Here is a 23,432-nt window from a genome sequence, read left to right as displayed (position 1 = left end):
TTAAATATTTTGTAAATTTATAGTCGGAAATTAAAAAAAGGAACTTTAAATGATAACAGTACAAAGCACAATAAACGCTTCAATGGAGAAAGTCTGGGAATTATGGACTGCTCCGGAACATGTCATGATGTGGAACAATGCCTCAGAGGATTGGCATACTCCTTTTGCGGAAAATGACTTGAAAGTGGGTGGAAAATTTAAATACACTATGGCTTCAACAGACGGTACAATGCGTTTTGATTTCGAAGGAGTTTATACTAATGTGGTGAATCCTTCTTTAATAGAATACGAAATGGCTGATGGGAGAAAAGTGAAAATTGTTTTTGAAAAAGATGCAGAAGGCATAAAAGTAATAGAAAGTTTTGATCCGGAAACAGTAAATCCTGAAGAAATGCAGAAAAATGGCTGGCAGGCAATTTTGGATAATTTTAAAAAATATGTTGAAAATGCAACCCTTTAAAAACGTACAAAATGACAAAGCAAATATGGCTTAATTTGCCGGTAAAAGAGGTGGCGAGATCAAAAGCATTTTTCGCTAAAATAGGTTTTTCTTTTAATGAACAATACGCTACTCCGCAATCAACATGCTTGTCAGTTGGAACTACTCATTTTGCAGTCATGCTTTTTGAGGAAGCGGTATTTGAAGGTTTTGTGCGAAATAAAATTACAGATACACAATCAAGTTCTGAAGTATTAATTTCAATTGATGCAGAAAGCAGGGAGGAAGTGGATGAATTCGCCAAGAAAGTAGAAGAAGCCGGAGGTATAGTTTTTGACAAGCCAGCCGAAATTCAAGGGTGGATGTACGGCTGTGGGTTTGCGGATTTAGACGGGCATCGCTGGAATATGTTATACATGGATTTTAGTAAAATGCCCAAACAGTAGGATTTAAGTCAATTTAAAAAACAAACAAAATGACAACACTGGAATTTAAAATCGAGATAAATGCTCCCAAAGAAAAAGTTTGGGACGTTTTATGGAATGAAGAAACATACAAACAATGGACCTCCATTTTTTGTGAGGGGTCTTATGCAGAAAGCGATTGGAAAGAAGGCAGTAAAATTCATTTTTTATCTCCAAACGGGGACGGGATGAACAGCATTATTTTCAAGAAAATTGATAATGAATACATGGCTTTTAAACATTTGAGTGAAATCAAAAAATTTCAGGAAATGCCTGTTGATGATGCGACTCAAGAATGGACGGGTGCCATGGAAATGTACCGTTTGACCGAAGACAATGGAGTTACTGTTTTAGAAGCAAAAATGGATGCAGTCGAAAAGTATATCGATTATTTCAAAACGACATGGCCAAAAGCATTAGATTTGGTAAAGAAACTTTCAGAAGAAAAATAATATATTAATTTAAAAATCACAATCATGGCAGCAATTAATCCGTACTTAGTTTTTAATGGAAACTGCGAAGAAGCATTTCTATTTTATAAATCAGTATTTGGTGGGGAATTCCCTTATATTGGAAAATTTAAAGACATGCCGTCGGCAGAAGGGAATCCCGTGCTTTCTGAAGCGGAAGGCAATAAGATTATGCATGTTACTTTACCTATCGGTGACGGGACAATCCTGATGGGAAGCGACAGTAATTCGGCAAGTGGCGAAGTTGCTTTTGGACAAAATATTTCACTTTCAATTAATACTGCGAGTAAAGAAGAGGCGGATAAATTGTTTAACGGACTTTCGGCAGGAGGAACGGTTACCATGCCAATGAATCAAACCTTTTGGGGTGCTTATTTTGGAATGTTTGCTGATAAATTTGGAATCAATTGGATGGTGAATTTTGACGAAAATGAAAAATAATTAGCGTTAAAACAAATTCGGGCGTACTCTTGGATTGCGTTTTTCTCATAAAAATAAACCTGTTCATTCATTTGGACAGGTTTTTTTATAGGTAATTTAAACTATTTGTTATTGTTTAAAAAAAGGAACATTATTTTTTTTTATCAACGTCAGATTGACGATTTTTGTCCATTCTAAATCAAATAATTATAAAATGCAGGTACAAGACATAGAGGTTATTTTATTAAAAGTTTCTGGTCAGGATAAACCAGGGGTAACAGCTGGTTTAACATCCATCTTGGCGACTTATGATGCCATTATTTTAGATATTGGACAAGCAGATATTCATGATACGCTATCTTTAGGTATTTTATTTGAAATAAAAGCGGGGTCTTCCTCTGGACCTGTTTTAAAAGATTTATTGTTTAAAGCCTATGAATTAGGTGTTAAAGTTAAGTTTATTCCGATTTCTATTGCTGATTACGAAATTTGGGTAAAAGCACAACGCAAACAACGCTATATCATCAATGTTTTGGGAGAAACATTAACAGCGGTACAATTAGCGGCTGTGACTAGAATTTTGTCCAATCAAAATTTAAATATTGACGCTATCAAAAGATTAACGGGTAGGGTTTCTATCATTGATAAAGAAGAGTTTCCCCGTTCATGCATACAATTATCGGTAACGGGAACGATTGTCGATAAAACGTTCATGACGGCTAGTTTTATGGAGATTTCCAGAACATTGGATGTGGATATTTCTTTTCAAGAAGACAATATGTATAGAAGAAACAGGCGTTTGGTGTGTTTTGATATGGATTCGACCTTGATACAAACGGAAGTAATTGATGAATTGGCTGAGTTAGCGGGTGTGGGTGAGCAAGTAAAAGCCATCACGGAAGCAGCGATGAATGGAGAAATTGATTTTAGCGAAAGTTTCAAACAACGTATGGCTTTGTTAGAAGGTTTGAGTGAAGAGGTACTGCAAAGCGTTGCTGAAAATCTGCCTATAACAAAAGGAGCGCATCGCTTGATGAAGGCCTTGAAATATTACGGCTATAAAACTGCTATTTTATCAGGTGGATTTACCTATTTTGGTCATTATTTGCAAAAAGAACTAGGAATTGATTACGTTCACGCCAATGAATTGGAAATTAAAGACGGTAAATTAACGGGCAACTATATAGGCGAAATTGTCGATGGTAAAAAGAAAGCAGAATATCTAAAAGCCATAGCATTAAAAGAAGGCATTCACATCAATCAAACTATTGCTGTGGGTGATGGAGCCAATGATTTACCAATGTTGAATTTAGCCGGTTTAGGAATTGCTTTTCATGCCAAACCTACGGTAAAAGAAAAAGCAGAAAGTTCTATTTCCAGTTTAGGACTCGATGGTGTTTTATACCTGTTAGGGTATCACGACAGACATATTGATATGATGGAGGAGGAATAAAAGATTCCAATAATTATAAAAAAAGGCTGTCCGAAAAGTGATTTTCTGACAGCCTTTTTTATGCTTTAACGGTAAACCCTTTTTCAGGTTTTAGTCATGTTTGTTGGTCGGGAGATTTTCAGATTCCTCTGGCTCCACAACTCATTCTGTGCGGTCCACAGGAACTTATTATAAAAAGTGTAATCAAGATGTAGAAAGTATTTTTCATCTTCTCGTTTTTTATACGGTTTGAAACTGCATGGTTTTCAGTTGTTCCAGGTAATCTCTTTGGTTTGATAATCTTGGAATTTTATGTTGTCCGCCCAGTTTGTCTTTGTCTTTTAACCAATCATAAAACAAATTTTTCCGGGCTACATTTATTACTAACGGGTTTAGTGTCATGTTGTTGTAGCGCTTTGCTTCGTAATCTGAATTTAAAGATTGTATGGATTCATCCAATGCTTTCTGGAATTGAGATACATCCGCTGGATTGTCTTTGAATTCAATCATCCATTCATGGGCGCCTTTTTCTTTACCTTCCATAAATATAGGGGCAACAGTGTAATCAACTACTTCCATTTGGGTCATTTTACACGCTTTGGCAATTGCCTGATCTGTATTTTCGACCATCAATTCTTCTCCAAAAACATTGATGTGATGCTTGGTTCTTCCCGTTACCCGAATTCGGTATGGACTTAATGAGGTGAAACGAACGGTGTCGCCAATCAAATAGCGCCACAAACCAGAATTGGTTGTAATCACCAAAGCATAATTTTTGAACAGTTCCACATCTGCCAATCGAATTACTTTTTGTTCTGGTGTTCCAAAAGTATCCATTGGAATAAATTCATAGAAAATTCCGTAATCCAACATTAATAATAAATCACTGGAATAATTTAAATCCTGAATGGCAAAAAAGCCTTCGGAGGCATTGTATATCTCGTAATATTTAAAATCTTTTTTCGGGAGTATTTTTTTGTATTGGTCTCGGTAGGGTTCAAAATTTACACCTCCATGAAAGTACACTTCCAAATTAGGCCAAAGTTCAAATAAATTTCCCTTTCCGGTTTCTTCCAGCATTTTATTCATTAAAACCAACATCCAGGAAGGAACTCCGGCAAAACTGGTTACATTTTCATTTTTTGTTTCGTTTATAATCGCAGCAATTTTAGTTTCCCATTCGCTCATCAAAGAAATTTTGTTGCTTGGCGTACTACTGAACTCCGCCCAAATAGGCATGTTTTCGATTAGTATTGCGGATAAATCACCAAAGAACGTATTGTTGTCTTCATAGATTTGGGAACTTCCGCCAAGACGCAGACTTTTTCCAAGAAACAGTTCTGAATCTTCGTTGTTATTTAGATACAAGCATAACAAATCCTTACTTCCTTTATAATGACAATCTTCCAGCGCTTCATTGCTCACTGGAATAAATTTACTTTTGGCGTTGGTTGTTCCGCTTGATTTTGCAAACCATTTTATAGGTGTTTCCCAAAAAACATTTTGCTCTCCTTTGCGGGTTCTTTCAATCAACGGCTGTAATTCTTCGTAGGTCGAAATAGGGATTCTTTCGGCAAAAGTCGCATAGGAATGTATCGAAGCATACTCATATTCTTTGCCTAATGCAGTGTTTTTTGATGACTGAATTAAATTCATAAGCAATTCTTCCTGAACCTCATTCGGGTATTTTAGGAAAAGTTCAATCTGATGGATTCTTTGTTTTAGAACCCAAGAGGCAAACGAATTGATTATGGTTAGAGGCATATAGATTTCAGATTGTTGATTAACGATTTTAAATTTCAGATTTTTTTCTATTGTAAAAAGGTTGAAATTTAAGATTTGAATATCGATTGACAAATACTAACTTTGTCAAAGTATCAAAAATAGTGTTTTTTTATAAAAAACAATTCTATATTGTAGTAAAGATTTTAACTCAGAAATGGGTTTCTAATAATCGGAATTCTAAAATGGGTAGCGTTAATCTAAAATCATAAATCGTTAATCAACAATCTAAAATCGCAATGACATACGAAGGTGTACTTACAAAAATGCAAACGGAATTTGGAAATCCGATTCAATATTATTTGGTTTTTGAGAATAGTTTTTTGAATGTGAATCAGTTGCTGAATAAAGAACTCGAAATCAATTTTGTGGGATACCAATGTTTGAATTGTGGCAAGAAGAAAAAAATATTCCGTCAGGGATTTTGTTATGATTGCTTCTATTCTAGTGCGGCTGTTGGAGATTGGATTATGAAACCGGAGTTAAGTACGGCTCATCTTGGGATTCAGGACAGGGATTTAGCGTATGAAGAAAAAGTACAATTGCAACCGCACATTGTATATTTGGCTTTGTCGAGCGAAGTCAAAGTAGGAGTGACCAGAAAAACGCAGATGCCAACACGATGGATTGATCAAGGCGCAACCCAAGCCATTTCAATTGTGGAAGTTCCTAACCGATATTTAGCTGGAATTACCGAGGTGGCACTGAAAAATCATTATGCTGATAAAACCAATTGGAGAAAAATGTTGACCAACAATGTGGAGCAAATTGACTTGGTTGCAGAACGATTGAAAGTAGAAAATTTGATTCCAGCAGAAGTTCAGGAATACTTTTATTCGCAGAAAAATGATTTGTACGAGATGCATTATCCCGTTTTACAGTATCCAAATAAAGTAAACAGTTTGAGCTTGGATAAAAAACCACAATTTCAAGGAAAGCTCACCGGAATAAAAGGACAATATTTACTTTTTGAAGACGGAACAGTTTTCAATATCCGCGGTTCAGAAGGATATGTAGTACAGATTAATGTATAAAATTCAATAAAAAAGCAGGAATCTCATGTTAGAAATTCCTGCTTTTTTTATGATAAAAAACAACTGTTTTTACTTTAGTTATTCTTGTTGCACTTTAGGCTCTTCTGCTTTTTTCTTTTTATTTAAAAATCCATTTAATAAATCTTTAGCCTTAGTTTTTACCTCTTCCTTAGTTGCAGGAGTTGTAGGAGTCGCCGTTTTTGTGGTATCTCCCGGTTTCTTGTTTTTATTAATGAAATCAGTCAAAGCCGAGGTTCCTTGTTTTACCAATCTGTCTTTTTGTTGGTTTACTAATTGAGTCGTCAATTTGGTTACAGCACTGTTGATGTCAGTTGTGATTTTTGGATTCGTGAAATTCCCAACTAATATCGCATTTATAGGAATGCTTTGCACTTTAGCAGCATCTGCAGGAGATAATTTTGCAATTAGCGCATTCGCTTCTGAACCCAAATATTTTGCGGGAACATCAAATTTTAAATTGTAATTCATGCTTTGGTCAAAACCATGCGTTCCTCCAATAGTGGCTTTGATGTCTTTGTACTTGATATCAAATGGTTTTACATTTACTTTCCCATCTTTGAACGTAACTGCCGCTTTCAAATCATTCAAATTGATTTTACTCACATCAATGAATTTCAAGTTAGATCCTAATGCAGTCAGTAAAGTCGAATTAGCAGAATTTACTGTCGTAGAAAGCAATTGTCCCAATAAATCTCCGGTAAGCGTTTTCAAATCAGGAGTCAGTTCTGTTGCATCAAGATTTCCGTTCAATTTGATACTTGAATTTAATTTTCCGTTGATGATTCCGGCAATTGGCGCGATTTTTTTCAGCATGTCCAGTTGAGTGAAAGACTGTGCGATATCGACTTGATTTAATTTTAAATCCATATTGAAGACTGGTGTTTTTCCTTTTGTGGAAACAGCCCCATTCACGCCAATTGTTCCTCCGAAAATAGATGTTTTTACATTTTCTAAAGTTACTTTTTCGTCTTTCACAATCAGTTTTCCCGATACATCTTTCAAGGTTAAATTATCGTATAAAACCGTAGTCGCTTTTGCGGTAAGCGTACAATTTAAGAAAGCAGGAATCTTCATGGCTTCTGCTTTTTTAGTTGCTGTTTTAGTAGTTTCTCCGGTTGTCATAAAATCATCAACGGCCAATTGTTTAGAATTCATGTTGAAATTTCCTTTCAATTCTTGGTTTCTAAAAATAAACCCGTAAAAATTCTCTAAAATTCCCGTTACACTAATGTCGCTTTTTCCTGTAGTCGCGTTCAGTTCTTTCAAATTGACCTGACTAGGATTAAATTGTACCAAAGCATTGCTAATGTTCATTGTTTTGCCATTCTCATCCACATAGTTGAAACCGGACAAACTCATGGTTCCCGCATTATTGATGTTTTGATACTGACTTTTCTCTACAGATTGCATGTCAAATTTCGTTGTCACATCGGCTTTTAAAATCCCTGACAATGGCTTGTCAAGCTTTATAGGATAGGCTTTCGAAAGGTTGGCTAAATTTATAGTTCCTTTTAAAGCGGCATCAACAATCGCATTTTGAGTGATGTTTCTAATGTTTGCTTTCGCATTAAAAACATCTTGGTCAATTTTGAAAGAGAGCTTATCCAAGTTGACATAAGTGTCGTTCAGAATTCCTGTTTCATTGATAATTTTAGTATCAATAACGATGTTTTGAACTGATTTGGGTAAATTAGGGTATTGAAATGAAGCGTTATTGGAAGCAATTTCAATATTAAATTTTGGCACCGTTGTGTCTGAATACAAGCCTTTTGCAAAACCCACTACAGTAAAATCTCCGGTGGTTTTTACGTTGTCCAAACTCGATGCATACGCTGCGGGAATAATTCCCAAGAAATTTTTGAAAGATGAAGTTGGGGTTTTAAATTTCAAATCATATTGTTGGCCCGTTTCCACCATTTGAATAAAACCATCAAATTCCAGCGGCAACTGATTGATTAATGCTTTATTTTCTTTGAAGGTGTATTTGCTTTTTTCTAAATCGATTCCCAAAACCGCGTCCAGCGTCAAGGCGACATTATTCATGTAATTGACTTTGTCCATGTCCAGCGATACTTTTGCAGTTGATTTGGTAACCAAATCTAATTTTTGGGCTGCAAAATCTCCTGTTCCTTCATGGTTTAGACTGTCGATTACCATTTTTATTTTTGAACTTTCGTCAAAATAGCGAAACTTGAAATTCTCGATTTTATACTCTTGGATTTTTAAGGATAACGGACTGCTTTTTCCATCGTCTTTGGCTTTGTCATCTTTCAATGCAATGTCGTAATTCCCGATTCCGTCTTTATTAAAAATGATATTGATTAATCCATTTTTCGAAGTGATTCCGTCAATAGACATCGCTTCGTCTTTACCTTTAAAAAGTTCCTTGATAGACATTTTTAAATTCAATTCTCCCAGTGAAATCAAAGTATCGCCTTCAAAAGGAGCTTTGTTTATAATGACTAATTTTTCCAATGTCACATTCGCATTTGGAAAATTTTTGAATAAGCTTAAATCTGCTTCTGCAAAAGAGACTTTGGCATCTACTTTGGCATTGATGGCTTCAGAAATTTTAGCTTTTATTTGATCTTTAAATAGATAAGGCGCAGCAAATAAAGTCACGACGAGCAGGACAATCAGAACTCCAATGATTTTTAAAACTTTCTTTACCATAATTTAATTTCTTTAGATTCTATTAGTGTAACAAAAATAATGCCTTCTATTCTTTTACAAAAATAGTATTTTTAGGACAGAGTGATTTTTTTGACGTTTTTTATAAACAATAATTTAACTTTATAGTATAAAAAAATCCGTTTTAGCAATTTCTAAAACGGATTTTTTGATGGGTTATAAAAGTTTTAATGAATATTAATTTCAAAAGGCATTAGGGCCTGAACTCCTTTTTGTGCTTGCAATTTTTTTATTTGTTGCATAATTCTATAGTTTTCTTCTCCTATTTCCTCTTTTATAAAGTCTTCTTTAGATTTTGCAAAAGGAAGATTAGCTAAAAGATCATCGAAGTTTTTTTCGTATTCCGGGTAATTTTGGGTACTGTAGCTTTTTATTTTTGCCAAAGAAGCCGCTTTTGCAATAGCATCATCTAAACCTCCAATTTTATCTACAAGTCCAATTTTCAATGCTTCGGAACCGGTCCAGACTCTTCCTTGTGCAATGGCATCTACTTGTGCAAATGTCATTTTGCGACCTTGTGCTACATGTGTAACAAATGTTTTGTAAATGTGTTCAACACCTTCTAAGGTAACTGCTTTGAAATTTTCATCGATTGGAACAAAAGGACTGTAATTTGCTGAGTTTTGATGTGTTTTAACTTGCTCGGTATGAATTCCAATTTTAGTGGCCAATGGTGTGAAATTAGGTAGTATTCCAAAAACACCGATAGAACCCGTGATTGTGTTTTCTTCGGCAAAAATGGTGTTGGCGTTACACGCAATGTAATACCCACCAGAAGCCGCATAATTACCCATAGAAACAACTACTGGTTTTACTTTTTTAGTCAATTCAATTTCTCTCCAAATTAAATCAGAAGTCAAAGCACTTCCGCCTGGACTATCAATTCGAAGTACAATGGCTTTTACATTTTTGTTTTTTCGAGCCTCTTGAAAGGAACGACGCATAGAACCTTCGCCAATAACGTTCACATCGCCTTCACCGCCCATAATTTCTCCTTGGGCATAAATAATGGCGATTTCGTCATTACTGTCAAAATTTTGTGAAGTCGTAGCAATTTTTTGAGCATAATCTACAACAGATACTTTGTTGTAATCTTCGTCATTGGCTACTTTAAGTGCTTTTCGGATGGCATTGTGATACACATCTTCATAGGCAATAATGTCAACTAATTTTTGTGATTTTGCCATTTCTGGAGTTCGAGCAAGTAGTCCATTGGCAATTTCATTCAATTTAGCTACAGATATATTTCGGCTTTTAGAAATATCAGCAGTAATAGAATTCCAAACTGAATTTAATAATGCAGTAGTTTGTTCTCTGTTGGCATCACTCATTTTATTTTCTAAAAATGGCTCAACAGCACTTTTGTATTTTCCGTGACGGATTACTTCCATTTTCAACCCTGATTTTTCCTGAAAATCTTTAAAAAACATAAGTTCAGCAGAAAGTCCTTTGAAATCCATATCTCCAACAGGATTTAAGTAAATTGGGCTGGCAACAGAATTTAGGTAATATTCTTTTTGTGAATACGAATTGGCATAAGCCATGACGAATTTCCCTGATTTTTTAAAGCTTTCCAAAGCATCTCTCAATGCCTTGCTTTGTGCCATTCCCAGTGAGGAATCGTTGTTTAGAATAGAAATACCTTTAATGTCAGTATCCGTTTTTGCTTCTTCAATGGCGTTGATAATGTCTGATAAACCTACTTTTTTGTTTTCTGAAAAAATCGTTACCCAAGGATCTTTATATTTTCCGGCATAATCGTTTCTGATGTCTTCCAAATTCAATTCAATAACAGAATTGTTTTTCACCGTAACGCCTTCAGATTCACCACCAAAAATGGCTCCGATGAGGATGATTCCAAAAAAGAACAACATGAAAAAAACAAAAACACCTATAATGGTCGCTAATACATTTCCTAAAAATCTCATAATTATATTTTTTTAATATGTCGCAAAAAAGATAGAAATGTTACAAACAATTGTTTCGTATTTCCGAGTTTAATTATCAACACAGGATACAAATATATTGCTAATTCTAAAATTGTTTTAGTTAATTTGCACCTAATTATGAAATCACAACATCAGGTCATTTTATCTATAGGCAGTAATCAAGGCAATCGTTTGGAAAATATCGAGCGTTGCTTGGAGTTGATACATCAAGAAATTGGTACTGTAATCAAAGTTTCCAGATTATATGAAACACCAGCCTGGGGTTTTGAAAGTGATGCTTTTTATAATTGCGCTTTGGTTTTGCATACTTTTTCCTCTGCACATAAAATTCTGACTCAGGTTTTAAAAATCGAAAAACGATTGGGTCGTTTGCGAAGCAAAACTCAAGAATACCAATCACGTACGATTGATATTGATTTGATTGCTTTCGATTCAGAAATTATTACTACCGAAAAACTGCAGATTCCACATCCTTTGATGCAAAACAGAAATTTTGTTTTGTTACCCATTCAGGATTTGAATTTAGATTGGGAACATCCCATTCTTCAAAAAAATATTTCAGAATTATTGGCAATATCGCCAGATGACAGTGTTTGTAAAGTAGTTCAGAATTTAGTTAATCCTTTGCAGAATATTTCTTTGGAGCAATTTAATTATGTTGCTTTTGAAGGGAATATCGGAGCAGGAAAAACCACTTTGGCCATGAAAATTTCTGAGGATTTTAATGCAAAAACAGTATTAGAACGTTTTGCTGATAATCCTTTTTTACCCAAATTTTATAAAGATCAAAACCGATATGCATTTCCGCTTGAAATGTCGTTTCTGGCTGATAGATACCAACAATTATCAGATGATTTAGCGCAGTTTGATTTGTTCAAAGACTTTCTAGTTGCTGATTATCATATTTTTAAATCTTTGATTTTTGCCAAAATCACACTGGCTGAAGATGAATATCGTTTGTATCGCAATCTCTTTGATATCATTTACAGAGAAATGCCAAAACCGGATTTGTACATTTATTTGTATCAAAATTCAGAAAGGCTGTTGCAAAATATAAAGAAACGAGGCAGAAGTTACGAACAAAAAATACCGGCTGAATATTTGGATAAAATCAATAGCGGTTATTTGGATTATATTAAATCCCAAACCGATTTGAATGTTCTCATCATTGATGTTTCAGATAAAGATTTTGTGAAAAATCAAGAAGATTATCTCTATATTCTGGAAGAAATTCAAAAGAAAATTAATCAATAAATAAGCTGCTGTTTTAAACGATTAAGTTAATGATCGTTATCTTTTTAGAGAAAAATGTCCTTTCATTACAGGTCTTGTGTTGTCAATTTTCAAGACATACCAATAATCGGAGGCAGGCATCAGATTTTTGTTAAATGTTCCATTCCATGATTGGTTGGTTGCGCTTAGTTTAGTAATCAGTTTTCCATACCGATCAAAAATAGTCACCTCTGCTTCAGGATAATTAATTAATCCTTTTATTTCCCATACGTCATTATAAGAGTCGTTGTTTGGGGTAAAGAATTTTGGAGCGATTAAAATCACAAATGTTTTACTGTCTGCCCCGCAAGAATTAACTTCTCTTGCATACGCCGTTTGCAAGCCGCTGGGTACATTGAAAAATACGTTCGAACTTTGATAATTGATTCCGTCAACAGAATATTCAAAATAGTCCTCGGATTTTAATAAATAAATCACTACTGTAGTTCCGTTTACGTCAACGTGGTCTATTTCAGGAATATTGTGCTCTATAACAGTAATTTTTTTTCTGCTGGTACAATTTTCAGGTGTAGGACTTGTTATATCAACGGTATAAATACCAGAAGTAGAAACGGTAATTGTTTCGGTCGTTTCTCCTGTTGACCATAGATACCTCATATTAGGAATTTGTGCATCAAGAGTAAGAGTGCTGGATTTGCATAATGTTAATTCTTGATCCGTAACAACTGGTGGGTTGTAAATAGTAACTTCAACCGAAACTCTGTTCCCATTACTGCATCCGTTATTGATGGCTTCTGTATAATAGGTTGTGTTTTGAGTAACATTGGGTATAGTCAGGCTTGTTCCGGTCCCTATGATAGTGCTTCCGGTTAGAGTTGAATACCAGTTTATACTTCCAGTTGAAGCTGTTGCTTCTAGCGTTACAGTTCCAGCTCCACATCTGGAAACAGGAGAATTGGTAGCCGTAATAGTAGGGATTGTATTTATAGTGGCTGTAACTGCTGTTCTAGATGTTGCACATCCGGCATCTACATAATAAGTTGTTGTGGCTGTTAAAAATGGTGTTGTATAAGTGTTGCCTGTTGCTAATAAAGTTCCTCCACTGTCGGCATCATACCAGTTTACGGTTCCGTTAGAAGCGGTTGCTTGAAGTGTTACGGTGCCTGAATCACATCTTGATGCTGGAGTTGTTCCTGTTATTTGTAATATTGTTATGGTCGTGCTAGTTGCAATTTCAAGTGTTGGGTCTCCAGGCATTCCCCCATATTCTACAATATATCCTTTGGGTTGGTAGTTTCCAGTTGGATCGCCATTTAATTGTAAATCATTCCATGATCCTGGTGTTCCAATACCTGGAGCTGTAATATGTGCATAGTCTTCATTGTTAAGATTGTTTGGTTCGTTTGAATTCCAAAAAGCAAAATTAGGGCTTGATCCATTCACGGCTCCATTCCAAAAAACAGTACCGTTTTCTGGACCTGTTACCCATTTCCAAATACCTTCTGTTTCGGCATCACTGCCTCCAATCCATCCGGTACCTGCGGCTTGTTCTCCAGATATTTTTGCTTCATCAGCAGCTGTGATTGTGGCTAAGTAGCCTTGCAATCCATAATAAGTGCTTGTTTCAGCTGCTGTTTTGGCTGCTGTCCAGTTAATCCCAAGGTTTGGAACATATAGATAATAATGTCCGTTTCTGGGTAAATAATTTGCTTGTCCTATGGTGATTGAGAAATTTCGAATCCCTGAGGGAGAAGCGGATGAATTGCTAAATTCAATGTCTTTTATTGCTTTTATAAAGTCGCTGTATAAAACATCTGCTCCGGTTGGGCTGGATAATTTTAATTTTCCTGAGGGAGCATCCCAACTAGAAATAATTGTTGGGTGTAACGTAGGGTTGGCTAATTGGATTAAATCCTGCCCGTTTACATAACCCGAAGAAATCTGAATGTAAATAGCCTCTGTGCCTGTATCTGTAATGTCAGAGTTAGTGATGCTTACATCGGTTACAATTTTTAATGAAGTTCCGGGGCAATAGCTTTGATTTCCTGTTGCTGTAATTCGTGGCGCATTATCTGCAATAGATAATGGATTTGGACTTGTAATAAAATTAAGAGATGATGGATTTATCGGACCTTTTGAGATTATGGCAGTATTTTTCTTTATCGAATAAAATGAAGTGGCGGAACATTCAGCCATTGGAACGAGCGATAAAAAAGCTAAAGATAATTTCAAAAAGTTATAAATTCTCATATGATAAAAGTATTACTTAATTCTTAATTTTATTAAAAAAATCATTTTGGCCAGTTCAGTTTTTGAAATAAATCCCAAACTACAATTCCTGCGCTCACGGATATATTCAAAGAATGTTTGGTGCCTAATTGTGGGATTTCAATACAACCATCGCATAACGCAACTGCTTCTTGTGAAACACCATATACTTCGTTTCCAAAAACTAAAGCATATTTTTCTCCCTTTTGAACTTCAAAATTTTGAAGAAAAACGGCGCTTTCTACCTGTTCTATGGCAAGCGTCATTACATTTTCGGCTTTTAATTTTTCAATAACGGCAAGAACATTTTCGTGATGTTCCCAAGTTACCGTTTCGGTTGCGCCAAGTGCTGTTTTGTGAATTTCTTTGTTTGGTGGAGTGGCGGTAATACCACATAAATATATTTTTTCAATTAGAAACGCATCTGCTGTTCTAAATACGGAGCCAATATTATGTAAACTGCGGATGTCATCTAATACTAAAATAAGCGGTGTTTTTTCAGATTGTTTAAATGCTTCAATAGATTTTCGATCCAGTTCGCTGTTTTCTAGCTTTCTCATATTTTATAAATTATTCAAAAAAAAAGCTTCCGAAGTTAATGGAAGCTTTTTTTGTGTATTGAGTTAAAATTTAGCTTTTTGATGATTCGGCGGCTAAAACATTTCCTTTTATTGTAAGTGTTTTGGTAGGAACAACAGCATTAGTTGTCAATGTTACTGTTTTAGTAAAAGCTTGACCACCTCTTGAAGTGTCATATTTTACTCCAATAACTCCTTTTGCTCCTGGAGCAATTGGTTCTTTAGGATAAGTAGGAACTGTGCAACCACAAGATCCTTGAGCATTAGTAATGATTAAAGGTTTGTTACCGTTATTCGTGAAAACAAATTCGCGTTTACCATCAGAGTTATAGGCAACTGTACCGTAGTCAATAGTTTCACTTACGAAAACCATTCCTGCACCATTTACTTTTGCAGTAGCTACTTTAGTATTTGTTGCTTTCAGTTTTTTTGAAGTTTCTTGTGCAGTAGAAGTAGCAACTCCTAAAACAACTAGCATAGCTAGGGTAATTATTTTTTTCATATCTATTTCAATTTAAAAGTATTTACAAATCTAAATAAAAAATAGAAATTATGCCTTAAATCTTTCTTAAAATAGTTTAATTTTTTGAACTCCTTATTTATTTGTTTTAAAATATATAAATTCGCTGATATTTTTTCATTTTTTAAACATAAATACAATTGGCATCTAAAGATAAAGTAGTTAAGGAAACTCCGTTAATGAAGCAATACAATGAGATAAAAAGAAAGTATCCTGATGCTTGTCTTTTATTTCGCGTTGGAGATTTTTATGAGACATTTGGAGAGGACGCAGTTCGTGCTTCAAAAATATTAGGAATTGTCTTAACGAAGCGTGGAGCAGGTTCTGAAACCGAAACGGCACTGGCTGGTTTTCCGCATCATTCCTTGAACACATATTTACCAAAATTAGTCAAAGCAGGACTTCGTGTAGCAATTTGTGACCAGCTCGAAGATCCAAAAATGACTAAGACTATTGTTAAACGCGGTGTTACTGAACTGGTGACTCCTGGTGTTTCTATGAATGATGAGGTTTTACAATCAAAAACCAATAACTTTCTAGCATCCATTTTCTTTGCCAATAAATCCATAGGAATTTCATTTTTGGACGTTTCTACAGGAGAGTTTTTAACGGCGCAAGGCAATGCAGAATATATTGATAAACTGTTACAGAATTTTAATCCAAGTGAGGTTCTAATTCCAAAAAATAATAAAAATGATTTCAGGGAAATTTTCGGAGAGGATTATCATAGTTTTTACTTGGAAGATTGGATTTACAAAGAAGATTACGCATTCGAAACCTTAACCAAGCATTTTCAGACGGTTTCTTTGAAAGGATTTGGAATCGAAGAATTGAAAGAAGGAATCATTGCTTCGGGAGCAATTTTGTATTATTTATCCGAAACACAACACAATAAAGTACAGCATATAACAGCGATTCAGCGTATTGCTGAAGATGCTTATGTGTGGATGGATAGATTCACCATTCGCAATCTGGAATTGTATCACAGTTACAATCCAAACGCGGTGACGCTTCTTGATGTTATTGATAAAACGCTTTCGCCAATGGGTGGTCGTTTGTTAAAAAGATGGTTGGCATTGCCGTTGAAAGACAGTGCTAAAATAAAAGGCCGTCACCAAGTGGTTTCTTATTTAAAAGAAAATCAGGTTGTGCTGAAAAATATTCAGAATCAAATCAAGCAAATTTCCGACTTGGAACGTTTGATTTCAAAAATTGCAGCCGGGAAAGTATCGCCTCGCGAAGTGGTTTATCTGAAAGAATCATTGGATGCTATTATTCCAATAAAAACCTTGGCTTTAGAAAGTCCGCAAGAAGCAGTAAAAGTAATTGGTGATAGTTTGCATAGTTGCGAATTGTTGCGTGAAAAAATCAAAACGGTTTTAAATCAAGATGCTCCTGTGGCTATTGCCAAAGGAAATGCTATTGCCAAAGGAATCAATGCTGAGCTAGATGATTTACGTGCGATATCCAATTCTGGGAAAGAATTTCTAGAAGGAATTGAAAAAAGAGAATCACAACTGACGGGAATTTCATCATTGAAAATATCCTTTAATAACGTTTTTGGATATTACATCGAAGTTAGGAATATGCACAAGGATAAAGTTCCTGCGGAATGGATTCGAAAACAAACTTTGGTTAATGCGGAACGTTATATTACGGAGGAATTAAAAGAATATGAAACTAAAATTCTGGGTGCCGAAGAAAAAATTCATAAAATTGAAGTAGAATTATTCGAGCAATTAGTGAGTTGGATTGCTACGTATATCAAGCCGGTTCAAATGAATGCTAATTTGGTGGCGCAACTCGATTGTTTGTGTTCTTTTACGCAATTGGCTATCGAAAATAAATATATCTGTCCGGAACTAGACGAAACATTCGAACTGGAAATTAAAAACGGAAGGCATCCTGTTATCGAAAAACAATTGCCTGTTGGAATGCCTTATATAGCCAATGATGTTTTCTTGGATAGAGAAACACAGCAGTTGATTATGATTACGGGTCCAAATATGTCTGGAAAGTCCGCTATTTTGCGTCAAACGGCGCTGATTGTACTCTTGTCTCAAATGGGGAGTTTTGTCCCTGCAGACAGCGTGAGAATGGGAATTGTAGATAAAATATTCACTAGAGTAGGAGCCAGCGATAATATTTCGATGGGTGAATCTACTTTTATGGTCGAAATGAATGAAACGGCTTCTATCTTGAATAATATTTCCGATAGAAGTTTAGTGCTTTTGGATGAAATTGGAAGAGGGACGAGCACCTATGATGGGATTTCCATCGCATGGGCAATTGCAGAGTTTTTGCATGAACATCCTTCGCAACCAAAGACATTATTTGCTACGCATTACCATGAGTTGAATGAAATGAGTGAATCATTGCCTAGAATTCAGAATTATAATGTGGCCGTCAAAGAATTGAAAGATACCGTGCTTTTTATTCGAAAATTAGTAAAAGGAGGAAGTGCGCATAGTTTTGGAATACATGTGGCGAAGATGGCCGGAATGCCCCAAATTGTAATTTTGAAAGCGCAAAAGCTTTTGAAGAAATTAGAAAAAAATCATTCCAGCGATGCGCTGAACGGAATTAAAGCCGCTAAAGACGAAATGCAAATGAGTTTCTTTAATCTGGATGATCCTTTATTGGAAGAAATCAAAGAAGAGATTATAAGTCTGGATATAAATACCATTACGCCTATGGAAGCGCTGATGAAACTCAATGAAATTAAAAGAATGTTGACCAGAAAATAATTTATTTTATTTTAAAGATTACGTTATCAGAATGTTAACCCTGATGTGTGATTTTTTTATGAAAAAGGCTTGTGTAATTCAATAAATGTCCTAAATTTGCATCCGCAATACAGAACAAGTATCGCGGTTCTTTCTAAGAATTGAAAATGCGAAAATAGCTCAGTTGGTAGAGCGCGACCTTGCCAAGGTCGAGGTCGCGGGTTCGAGCCCCGTTTTTCGCTCCACACCACATAATGCTCGGATGGTGAAATTGGTAGACACGCTGGACTTAAAATCCAGTGAACAGCAATGTTCGTGCGGGTTCAAGTCCCGCTCTGAGTACTAAAGCCTCTTCAATTGAAGAGGCTTTTTTTGTTTTTATGGTTTTTGTATAAAACTAAATCTGTCTAAACCAATATCAACTTTTTTTGTGATTTGTAATTTTAATTTTTGTTATTTTAATAAACAATGGGCGCTTTCGTAATTAGTAAAAGGTATAATGATGAGTATAAATTTGTTTTTACTTCCAGAAAAGGGAAAGTTGTTTTTACGAGTTTAAGTTATGAGCTCAAGTTTGAGTGCGAAGAAGATATTGAAAAGTTTAAAGCGACAATTGAAACCGCTGACTTTTTAAAATTTAAATCTTCCGGCGGGAAATTTTATTTTAAATTAATGCTGGAAGGGAATCATTTTGCTACAAGTAGAAAATATACCACTTCGTTGCGTTTGCAAAAAGGAATCGATGAAATTGTTCGGTATGGATCAAATTCAGAGGTGTTGGATTTCTCAGGAAATGATTTTATTTTTTCTGATTAAAGTTTTTTGAATTAATTCGTAAATAAAAAAGAGAGTCGCGAAAATTAAATTTTCGCGACTCTCTTTTTTATTTGTATATCTATTCTTAAAGGAATGGAAATGTCATAAATTAAAAAAGCCATCTCGCATAGCGGATGGCTTTAAAATTTTTAGAATTTGAGTTCTAATTATTTTTTTGCAGCTTCAGTAGCAGTTGCAGCAGCTTCAGTAGCAACAGCAGCAGCAGAATCAACAACAACAGCAGCAGAATCAACTACAGCAGCAGCAGAATCAACTACAGCAGCAGCAGAATCAACAACAGCAGCAGCGTCCTCAGCAGGAGCGTCAGCTTTTTTACATGATACAACAGTCAAAACAGCAACAGCAGCTAAACTTAAAAATACTTTTTTCATCTTAATTTAATATAAAAGGTTAATTATTAATTCGTGGCAAAGATATAAATTTTTTAATATGTAAAATATTTTTTTATTTTTTTTTTAAAAAATAATATTTTTTGTCAACGCCGAAACAAATAACAATTATTGTGCCAATACAGCTAAATAATTAATAAATGCTTTATATCGTTGTTGAGTCCTTGGTTTTACTTTAAGTTTTTCTTTTTCAGAGGTTTGCTTTTCTTGGGGTGAACCAGTTTTAGCTCACTTATCAAGTTTTTTGCACCAGCATATTTATCCATAATAAACAGGACGTAGCGTATGTCAACCATAATATTTCTACAAATACTTGGGTCATAATAGATATCACTCATGGTTCCTTCCCAAACCCTGTCAAAATTAAGCCCTATTAAGTTTCCGTTTGCGTCTATCACCGGGCTACCTGAATTGCCTCCTGTGGTGTGATTTGTGCCAATAAAGTTAACTGGCATTTTTCCGTTTTCACCATATGGACCGTAATCTTTAGTTTTATATAAGTCTAACAATTTAGCTGGAACATCAAATTCATAATCTCCGGGAATGTATTTCTCCATTACCCCATCTAAATAAGTTATTGGCGTATAAAGAGTAGCGTCTTTAGGTTCGTATCCTTTTACTTTTCCATAAGTAACTCGTAATGTGCTATTGGCATCTGGAAAAATTCGGCTGTCTTTGTTCAATTCCAATTGCGCTTTCATGTACGTGCGTTGCAGCGCAGTAATCTTTAAATTGATTTCGTCGTATTTTGGCGCGACTTCTTTCAAATATTTATCAGCTAATTCTTTTACCAACAGAAAACCTGGATCATTGTTTAAACTCGTTAAAACGGTTCGCGTATCGCCAGTTAATAATTCTTTCAGACCAGTATAATTTTTAAGTCTGGATTTACTGTAAATTTCCGAAGCTAAATTTTTAGCGTTTATATTCATTAAACTTTGGGGTAAAAATTGTTTTGGAGATTTGGCAGCATACAATTCAATCAATTGTTCAAAAATTTTTTCATCAACAGTTGCATTAAAATCTTTGTAAAAAGCTTCCTGACCAGTTAACAAATTGTTTTTTCGGTCAGTAAAAGATTGCTCTCCTTTGGTTTTGTAAACTTGCTCCAGCTGATACAATTTGTAACCAACACTTAATAATTCGGTGTTAAGTTGCACAACTTCTGTAAAATAATCTCTTGCGGAAGTGTATGGGGCTATTTCTGCGTAGTTTTTTTCGAAATCGACTAAAAGTGTTCCGTATTCTTTTTCTTTGCCTGCTTTTGTTATTTTTTGCTGAAAGGCTTTTTCAGATTCTCTTTTAATAGCAACGGCATTTGATTTTTTTAATCCTTGGGTTTCACCAATCCATTTTTTCCAATTATTAGCAATTCTGGCATATTTAGAGGCGTATTGAATTTTAATGGTATTGTCTTTTCTCATGAAGCCATCAGCCACTTTCAAGGCTTTGTCTCTGATTTCGATTTTTGCCGGATTTAATTCGTTTACAATTTGCTCAATCGCAACAGAAGGTAAATATTCATTTGTTTTTCCTGGATAACCAAAAACCAATGTGAAATCATCTTCGGCTACGCCGTCAAGTGAAATCGGCAAGAAGTGTTTAGGGGTGTAAGGAACATTGTCTTTTGAATACGCAGCTGGACGATTGTTCTTGTCAGCATAAATTCTAAACAAGGAAAAATCTCCCGTATGACGCGGCCAAACCCAATTATCAGTATCAGAACCAAATTTCCCTATTGAGGAAGGCGGAGCACCTACCAATCGTACATCGGTAAAAGTTTCTGTTACAAAAAGCATGTATTGATTGCCTTCGTAAAACGTACGGATTTTATTTTCCTGCCAATTTTCTTTTGGTAAAGAATTAGTAAGTGCCGTAATGTTTTCTTGAATTTTGTTTTGTTTTTCTGATTCGCTGGTTAGAGCAGCAGTTCCCTCTAAAACTAATGTGGTCACATCTTCGATTTTTACAATAAAAGCGACGGTTAAGTTTTTATTAGGCAATTCGTCTTCCATTTTGTAAGCCCAAAATCCATCAGTCAGGTAATCATGATCTACCGTAGAGTGCGATTGAATTTGTGAAAATCCGCAATGATGATTCGTTAAAATCAATCCTTTTGGAGAAATAACTTCAGAGGTACAACCGCCATTAAAATGCGGAACGGCATCTTTCATGCTCGATTGATTCACATCGTAAATCTCTTTCGCAGACATTTTCATGCCTAAATTTTTCATTTCTGTTTCATTCATTCCTTTCAAAAGTGAAGGAATCCACATGCCGCCCTGCTGCGCTTGCATCTGGATGACAAATAATAATAAGAATAGTTTTAAAAATTTCATGGTATTAAATTTAGGGTGTAATTTTATTTGATTTTGTATCGCATCAATTTTCTGTTGTGCATCTCAAAATCGTGCGCAAGGTACAATTTTTGTGCTTTTTCGTTGTGTTGTTCCACTTCCAGATAAATAAGTTTTAACGATAGTTTATGACTTTCATTTTGAATGAATGCAATGGTTTTACTACCAATTCCTTTACCTCTAGTTTTTTCGGTCAAATACAATTCGTCTAAAAAAGCAATTTTTCCTTGGTATTCAAAACTAAAAACAAAGGTTAGGATAACATAGCCTACAATTTCATTATCGGATAAAAGGAGCCATGATTTCCCTAAATTTTCATTGGAAATAAATTCCCGAAATAAAGCTTTGGAAATTTCAATGTCAATAGGATAATTATCAATCGCATAAAACTCTTGCATCATGGACACAATCGTTTCGATATCAGAAATTACTAACGATTTAAATTGAATCATTCAAGATGTGTTTCAGAATAATGGCTGTAGCTCCTTTATTCATTTGTACAAAAGTGCTGCACATATGTCCTTTTTCGTGCCTGATGTCATCGTTCTGGATGAGGTTTTTAAATGCTTCGTCTAGCTCTTTGTTATTGTTGATAGAAATACACGCTTCCATATTTACCAATGCCGTTGCTTCTGCAAAATGTGAATAGTTGGGGCCAATGAGTATTGGAACGCCAAAAGTTGCCGGTTCCAGTAAATTATGAACTCCGGGATTCCCAAAACCACCGCCCACATATGCAATATCCGCATAACTGTAGATTTTTGTCAGAATCCCAATTGTGTCAATGATAAAAACATCGAAATCTGCGAGATTTTGTCCTTCTTTTTCAGAGAATAAAACGGTTTTTTTGGCAATACTATTTTTTAATTGTTGAATTTGTTCTTCTTTGATATTGTGTGGCGCAATTATAAACTTGACATTTAAGGTATTCGAATTAATGAAATCCACTAATAAATTTTCGTCTTTCGGCCACGAACTTCCCACGACAATCGTTAATGTGTTGTTTTTAAACTGAGTAATAAAATCCAAGGAATTGTCTTTTTCTAAAATTGCGGCAACTCGGTCAAATCGAGTGTCTCCAGAAACCGAAACATTCGTTTTGCCTACTTCTTGCAGTAATTTTTTTGAAGTTTCATTTTGTACAAAAAAGTAAGTGAATGTATTTAATGCTTCTCTGTAAAAGCCGCCGTACCATTTGAAAAACAGTTGATTTTTTCTAAGAATTCCAGAAATTAAATAGGTTTTGGTGTTCCGTTTTTTGAGTTCGTATAAATAATTGGGCCAGTATTCATATTTAATAAAAAATACCAAATCCGGATGAACGATTTTTAAAAAGTTCTGAGCATTTTTCTGGGTGTCCAAAGGTAAATAAACCGTAACATCAGCAACGGTATTGTTTTTACGAACTTCATAACCCGAAGGCGAAAAAAAAGTAAGTACAATTTTGTGAGAAGGGAATTGCTCTTTTATTTTTTCAATTACGGGCAAGCCTTGCTCATACTCGCCTAAGGAAGCAGCATGAAACCAGATTGTTTTATCGGCAGGTTTTATTTTTTGTTCCAAAAAAGGAAAAACCAGTTTGCGGCCTTCTACAAAAAGTTTCATTTTTGGGCTGAAAACAGCTGCGATTTTTAATAAAAAACCAGCTATTTGAACAATTAGATTATAGAGAAAAAGCATCGTTGAAATTTTGGGCTAAAATACGTTTTCTTTAGGTTTTTTGTTTCGGCAGTAATATATAAATTTTGGTTGTCAGGAATCCACTTTTTATTTCATTGGAATAATATCGTTTTTTAATGTGGGTTGCATTGGTTTAAACTCA

General features: G+C 35.0%; 19 protein-coding genes and 2 tRNA genes. 11 read left to right on the top strand and 10 right to left on the bottom strand.

Features of this window, described 5'->3' with window-relative positions; translation table 11 throughout:
* The first annotated feature begins 49 nt into the window (after positions 1 to 49).
* From QLS65_RS02000 to serB, 5 genes are all read left to right on the top strand, one after another.
* Positions 50 to 460, top strand: a complete 411-nt coding sequence (locus QLS65_RS02000) for an SRPBCC family protein (protein ID WP_282714906.1) — start codon at positions 50 to 52, stop codon at positions 458 to 460.
* An 11-nt stretch (positions 461 to 471) separates the two neighbouring features.
* On the top strand, positions 472 to 885 hold the full coding sequence (locus QLS65_RS01995) for a VOC family protein (protein ID WP_282714904.1): 414 nt from the start codon (positions 472 to 474) through the stop codon (positions 883 to 885).
* Positions 886 to 914: 29 nt separating this feature from the next.
* On the top strand, positions 915 to 1,355 hold the full coding sequence (locus tag QLS65_RS01990) for an SRPBCC family protein (RefSeq protein ID WP_282714902.1): 441 nt from the start codon (positions 915 to 917) through the stop codon (positions 1,353 to 1,355).
* Between the two features lie 24 nt (positions 1,356 to 1,379).
* On the top strand, positions 1,380 to 1,814 hold the full coding sequence (locus QLS65_RS01985; RefSeq protein WP_282714900.1) for a VOC family protein: 435 nt from the start codon (positions 1,380 to 1,382) through the stop codon (positions 1,812 to 1,814).
* A 193-nt stretch (positions 1,815 to 2,007) separates the two neighbouring features.
* A complete protein-coding gene (gene serB, locus QLS65_RS01980) occupies positions 2,008 to 3,246 on the top strand; it encodes a phosphoserine phosphatase SerB (protein WP_121342823.1) in 1,239 nt (412 codons plus the stop codon).
* A gap of 219 nt (positions 3,247 to 3,465) precedes the next feature.
* On the opposite strand, the gene QLS65_RS01975 is transcribed toward serB, so the two are convergent.
* Positions 3,466 to 4,989: a GH3 auxin-responsive promoter family protein gene (locus tag QLS65_RS01975; protein WP_282714898.1), complete on the bottom strand. Its 1,524-nt coding sequence runs from the start codon at positions 4,987 to 4,989 to the stop codon at positions 3,466 to 3,468.
* 257 nt (positions 4,990 to 5,246) lie between these two features.
* On the opposite strand from QLS65_RS01975, the gene QLS65_RS01970 reads away from it, so the two are divergent.
* Positions 5,247 to 6,041: a DUF2797 domain-containing protein gene (locus tag QLS65_RS01970; RefSeq protein WP_121342822.1), complete on the top strand. Its 795-nt coding sequence runs from the start codon at positions 5,247 to 5,249 to the stop codon at positions 6,039 to 6,041.
* Between the two features lie 78 nt (positions 6,042 to 6,119).
* On the opposite strand, the gene QLS65_RS01965 is transcribed toward QLS65_RS01970, so the two are convergent.
* Both QLS65_RS01965 and sppA read right to left on the bottom strand, forming a co-directional pair.
* On the bottom strand, positions 6,120 to 8,735 hold the full coding sequence (locus tag QLS65_RS01965; protein WP_282714896.1) for an AsmA-like C-terminal region-containing protein: 2,616 nt from the start codon (positions 8,733 to 8,735) through the stop codon (positions 6,120 to 6,122).
* A 185-nt stretch (positions 8,736 to 8,920) separates the two neighbouring features.
* Positions 8,921 to 10,681, bottom strand: coding sequence for a signal peptide peptidase SppA (gene sppA, locus QLS65_RS01960; protein WP_282710775.1), 1,761 nt, complete (start codon positions 10,679 to 10,681; stop codon positions 8,921 to 8,923).
* Between the two features lie 138 nt (positions 10,682 to 10,819).
* Here sppA and folK point away from each other — a divergent pair, with 138 nt between their 5' ends.
* On the top strand, positions 10,820 to 11,956 hold the full coding sequence (gene folK, locus QLS65_RS01955; protein ID WP_282710774.1) for a 2-amino-4-hydroxy-6-hydroxymethyldihydropteridine diphosphokinase: 1,137 nt from the start codon (positions 10,820 to 10,822) through the stop codon (positions 11,954 to 11,956).
* 36 nt (positions 11,957 to 11,992) lie between these two features.
* Here folK and QLS65_RS01950 read toward each other — a convergent pair whose 3' ends face one another.
* The 3 genes from QLS65_RS01950 to QLS65_RS01940 all read right to left on the bottom strand — a co-directional run bounded on the left by QLS65_RS01950 (position 11,993) and on the right by QLS65_RS01940 (position 15,283).
* Entirely contained in the window at positions 11,993 to 14,185 is a 2,193-nt protein-coding gene (locus QLS65_RS01950) for an Ig-like domain-containing protein (protein ID WP_282714893.1), read from the bottom strand.
* Positions 14,186 to 14,226: 41 nt separating this feature from the next.
* A complete protein-coding gene (locus tag QLS65_RS01945; RefSeq protein ID WP_282710771.1) occupies positions 14,227 to 14,763 on the bottom strand; it encodes an RNA methyltransferase in 537 nt (178 codons plus the stop codon).
* Between the two features lie 70 nt (positions 14,764 to 14,833).
* Positions 14,834 to 15,283 (bottom strand): DUF1573 domain-containing protein, encoded by a 450-nt coding sequence (locus QLS65_RS01940; protein ID WP_282710770.1) that lies wholly within the window; start codon positions 15,281 to 15,283, stop codon positions 14,834 to 14,836.
* A 158-nt stretch (positions 15,284 to 15,441) separates the two neighbouring features.
* Here QLS65_RS01940 and mutS point away from each other — a divergent pair, with 158 nt between their 5' ends.
* The 4 genes from mutS (at position 15,442) to QLS65_RS01920 (ending at position 18,843) form a co-directional block, all read left to right on the top strand.
* Positions 15,442 to 18,048, top strand: a complete 2,607-nt coding sequence (gene mutS / locus QLS65_RS01935; protein WP_282714891.1) for a DNA mismatch repair protein MutS — start codon at positions 15,442 to 15,444, stop codon at positions 18,046 to 18,048.
* A 148-nt stretch (positions 18,049 to 18,196) separates the two neighbouring features.
* Positions 18,197 to 18,272: transfer RNA gene (locus QLS65_RS01930), tRNA-Gly, on the top strand.
* An 11-nt stretch (positions 18,273 to 18,283) separates the two neighbouring features.
* A tRNA-Leu gene (locus QLS65_RS01925) sits at positions 18,284 to 18,369 on the top strand.
* Between the two features lie 126 nt (positions 18,370 to 18,495).
* Complete coding sequence (locus QLS65_RS01920) at positions 18,496 to 18,843, top strand: DUF1508 domain-containing protein (RefSeq protein ID WP_099714385.1); 348 nt, start codon at positions 18,496 to 18,498, stop codon at positions 18,841 to 18,843.
* Positions 18,844 to 19,010: 167 nt separating this feature from the next.
* Here the strand turns inward: QLS65_RS01920 and QLS65_RS01915 are convergent, their stop codons facing one another.
* The 4 genes from QLS65_RS01915 to QLS65_RS01900 all read right to left on the bottom strand — a co-directional run bounded on the left by QLS65_RS01915 (position 19,011) and on the right by QLS65_RS01900 (position 23,290).
* On the bottom strand, positions 19,011 to 19,235 hold the full coding sequence (locus QLS65_RS01915; protein WP_099714386.1) for a hypothetical protein: 225 nt from the start codon (positions 19,233 to 19,235) through the stop codon (positions 19,011 to 19,013).
* Between the two features lie 188 nt (positions 19,236 to 19,423).
* Positions 19,424 to 21,592, bottom strand: coding sequence for a S46 family peptidase (locus QLS65_RS01910; protein WP_282714889.1), 2,169 nt, complete (start codon positions 21,590 to 21,592; stop codon positions 19,424 to 19,426).
* A 23-nt stretch (positions 21,593 to 21,615) separates the two neighbouring features.
* Complete coding sequence (locus tag QLS65_RS01905; RefSeq protein ID WP_282714887.1) at positions 21,616 to 22,062, bottom strand: GNAT family N-acetyltransferase; 447 nt, start codon at positions 22,060 to 22,062, stop codon at positions 21,616 to 21,618.
* Positions 22,049 to 23,290: a 3-deoxy-D-manno-octulosonic acid transferase gene (locus tag QLS65_RS01900; RefSeq protein WP_282714885.1), complete on the bottom strand. Its 1,242-nt coding sequence runs from the start codon at positions 23,288 to 23,290 to the stop codon at positions 22,049 to 22,051. Before QLS65_RS01900 ends, QLS65_RS01905 begins: the two co-directional genes overlap by 14 nt.
* Positions 23,291 to 23,432: the final 142 nt, after the last annotated feature.

Source organism: Flavobacterium algoritolerans (assembly GCF_030010385.1).
Taxonomy (GTDB): domain Bacteria; phylum Bacteroidota; class Bacteroidia; order Flavobacteriales; family Flavobacteriaceae; genus Flavobacterium; species Flavobacterium algoritolerans.
Note: the sequence above shows the minus strand (reverse complement) of the source record. Positions and strands in the feature narration are given on the sequence as shown.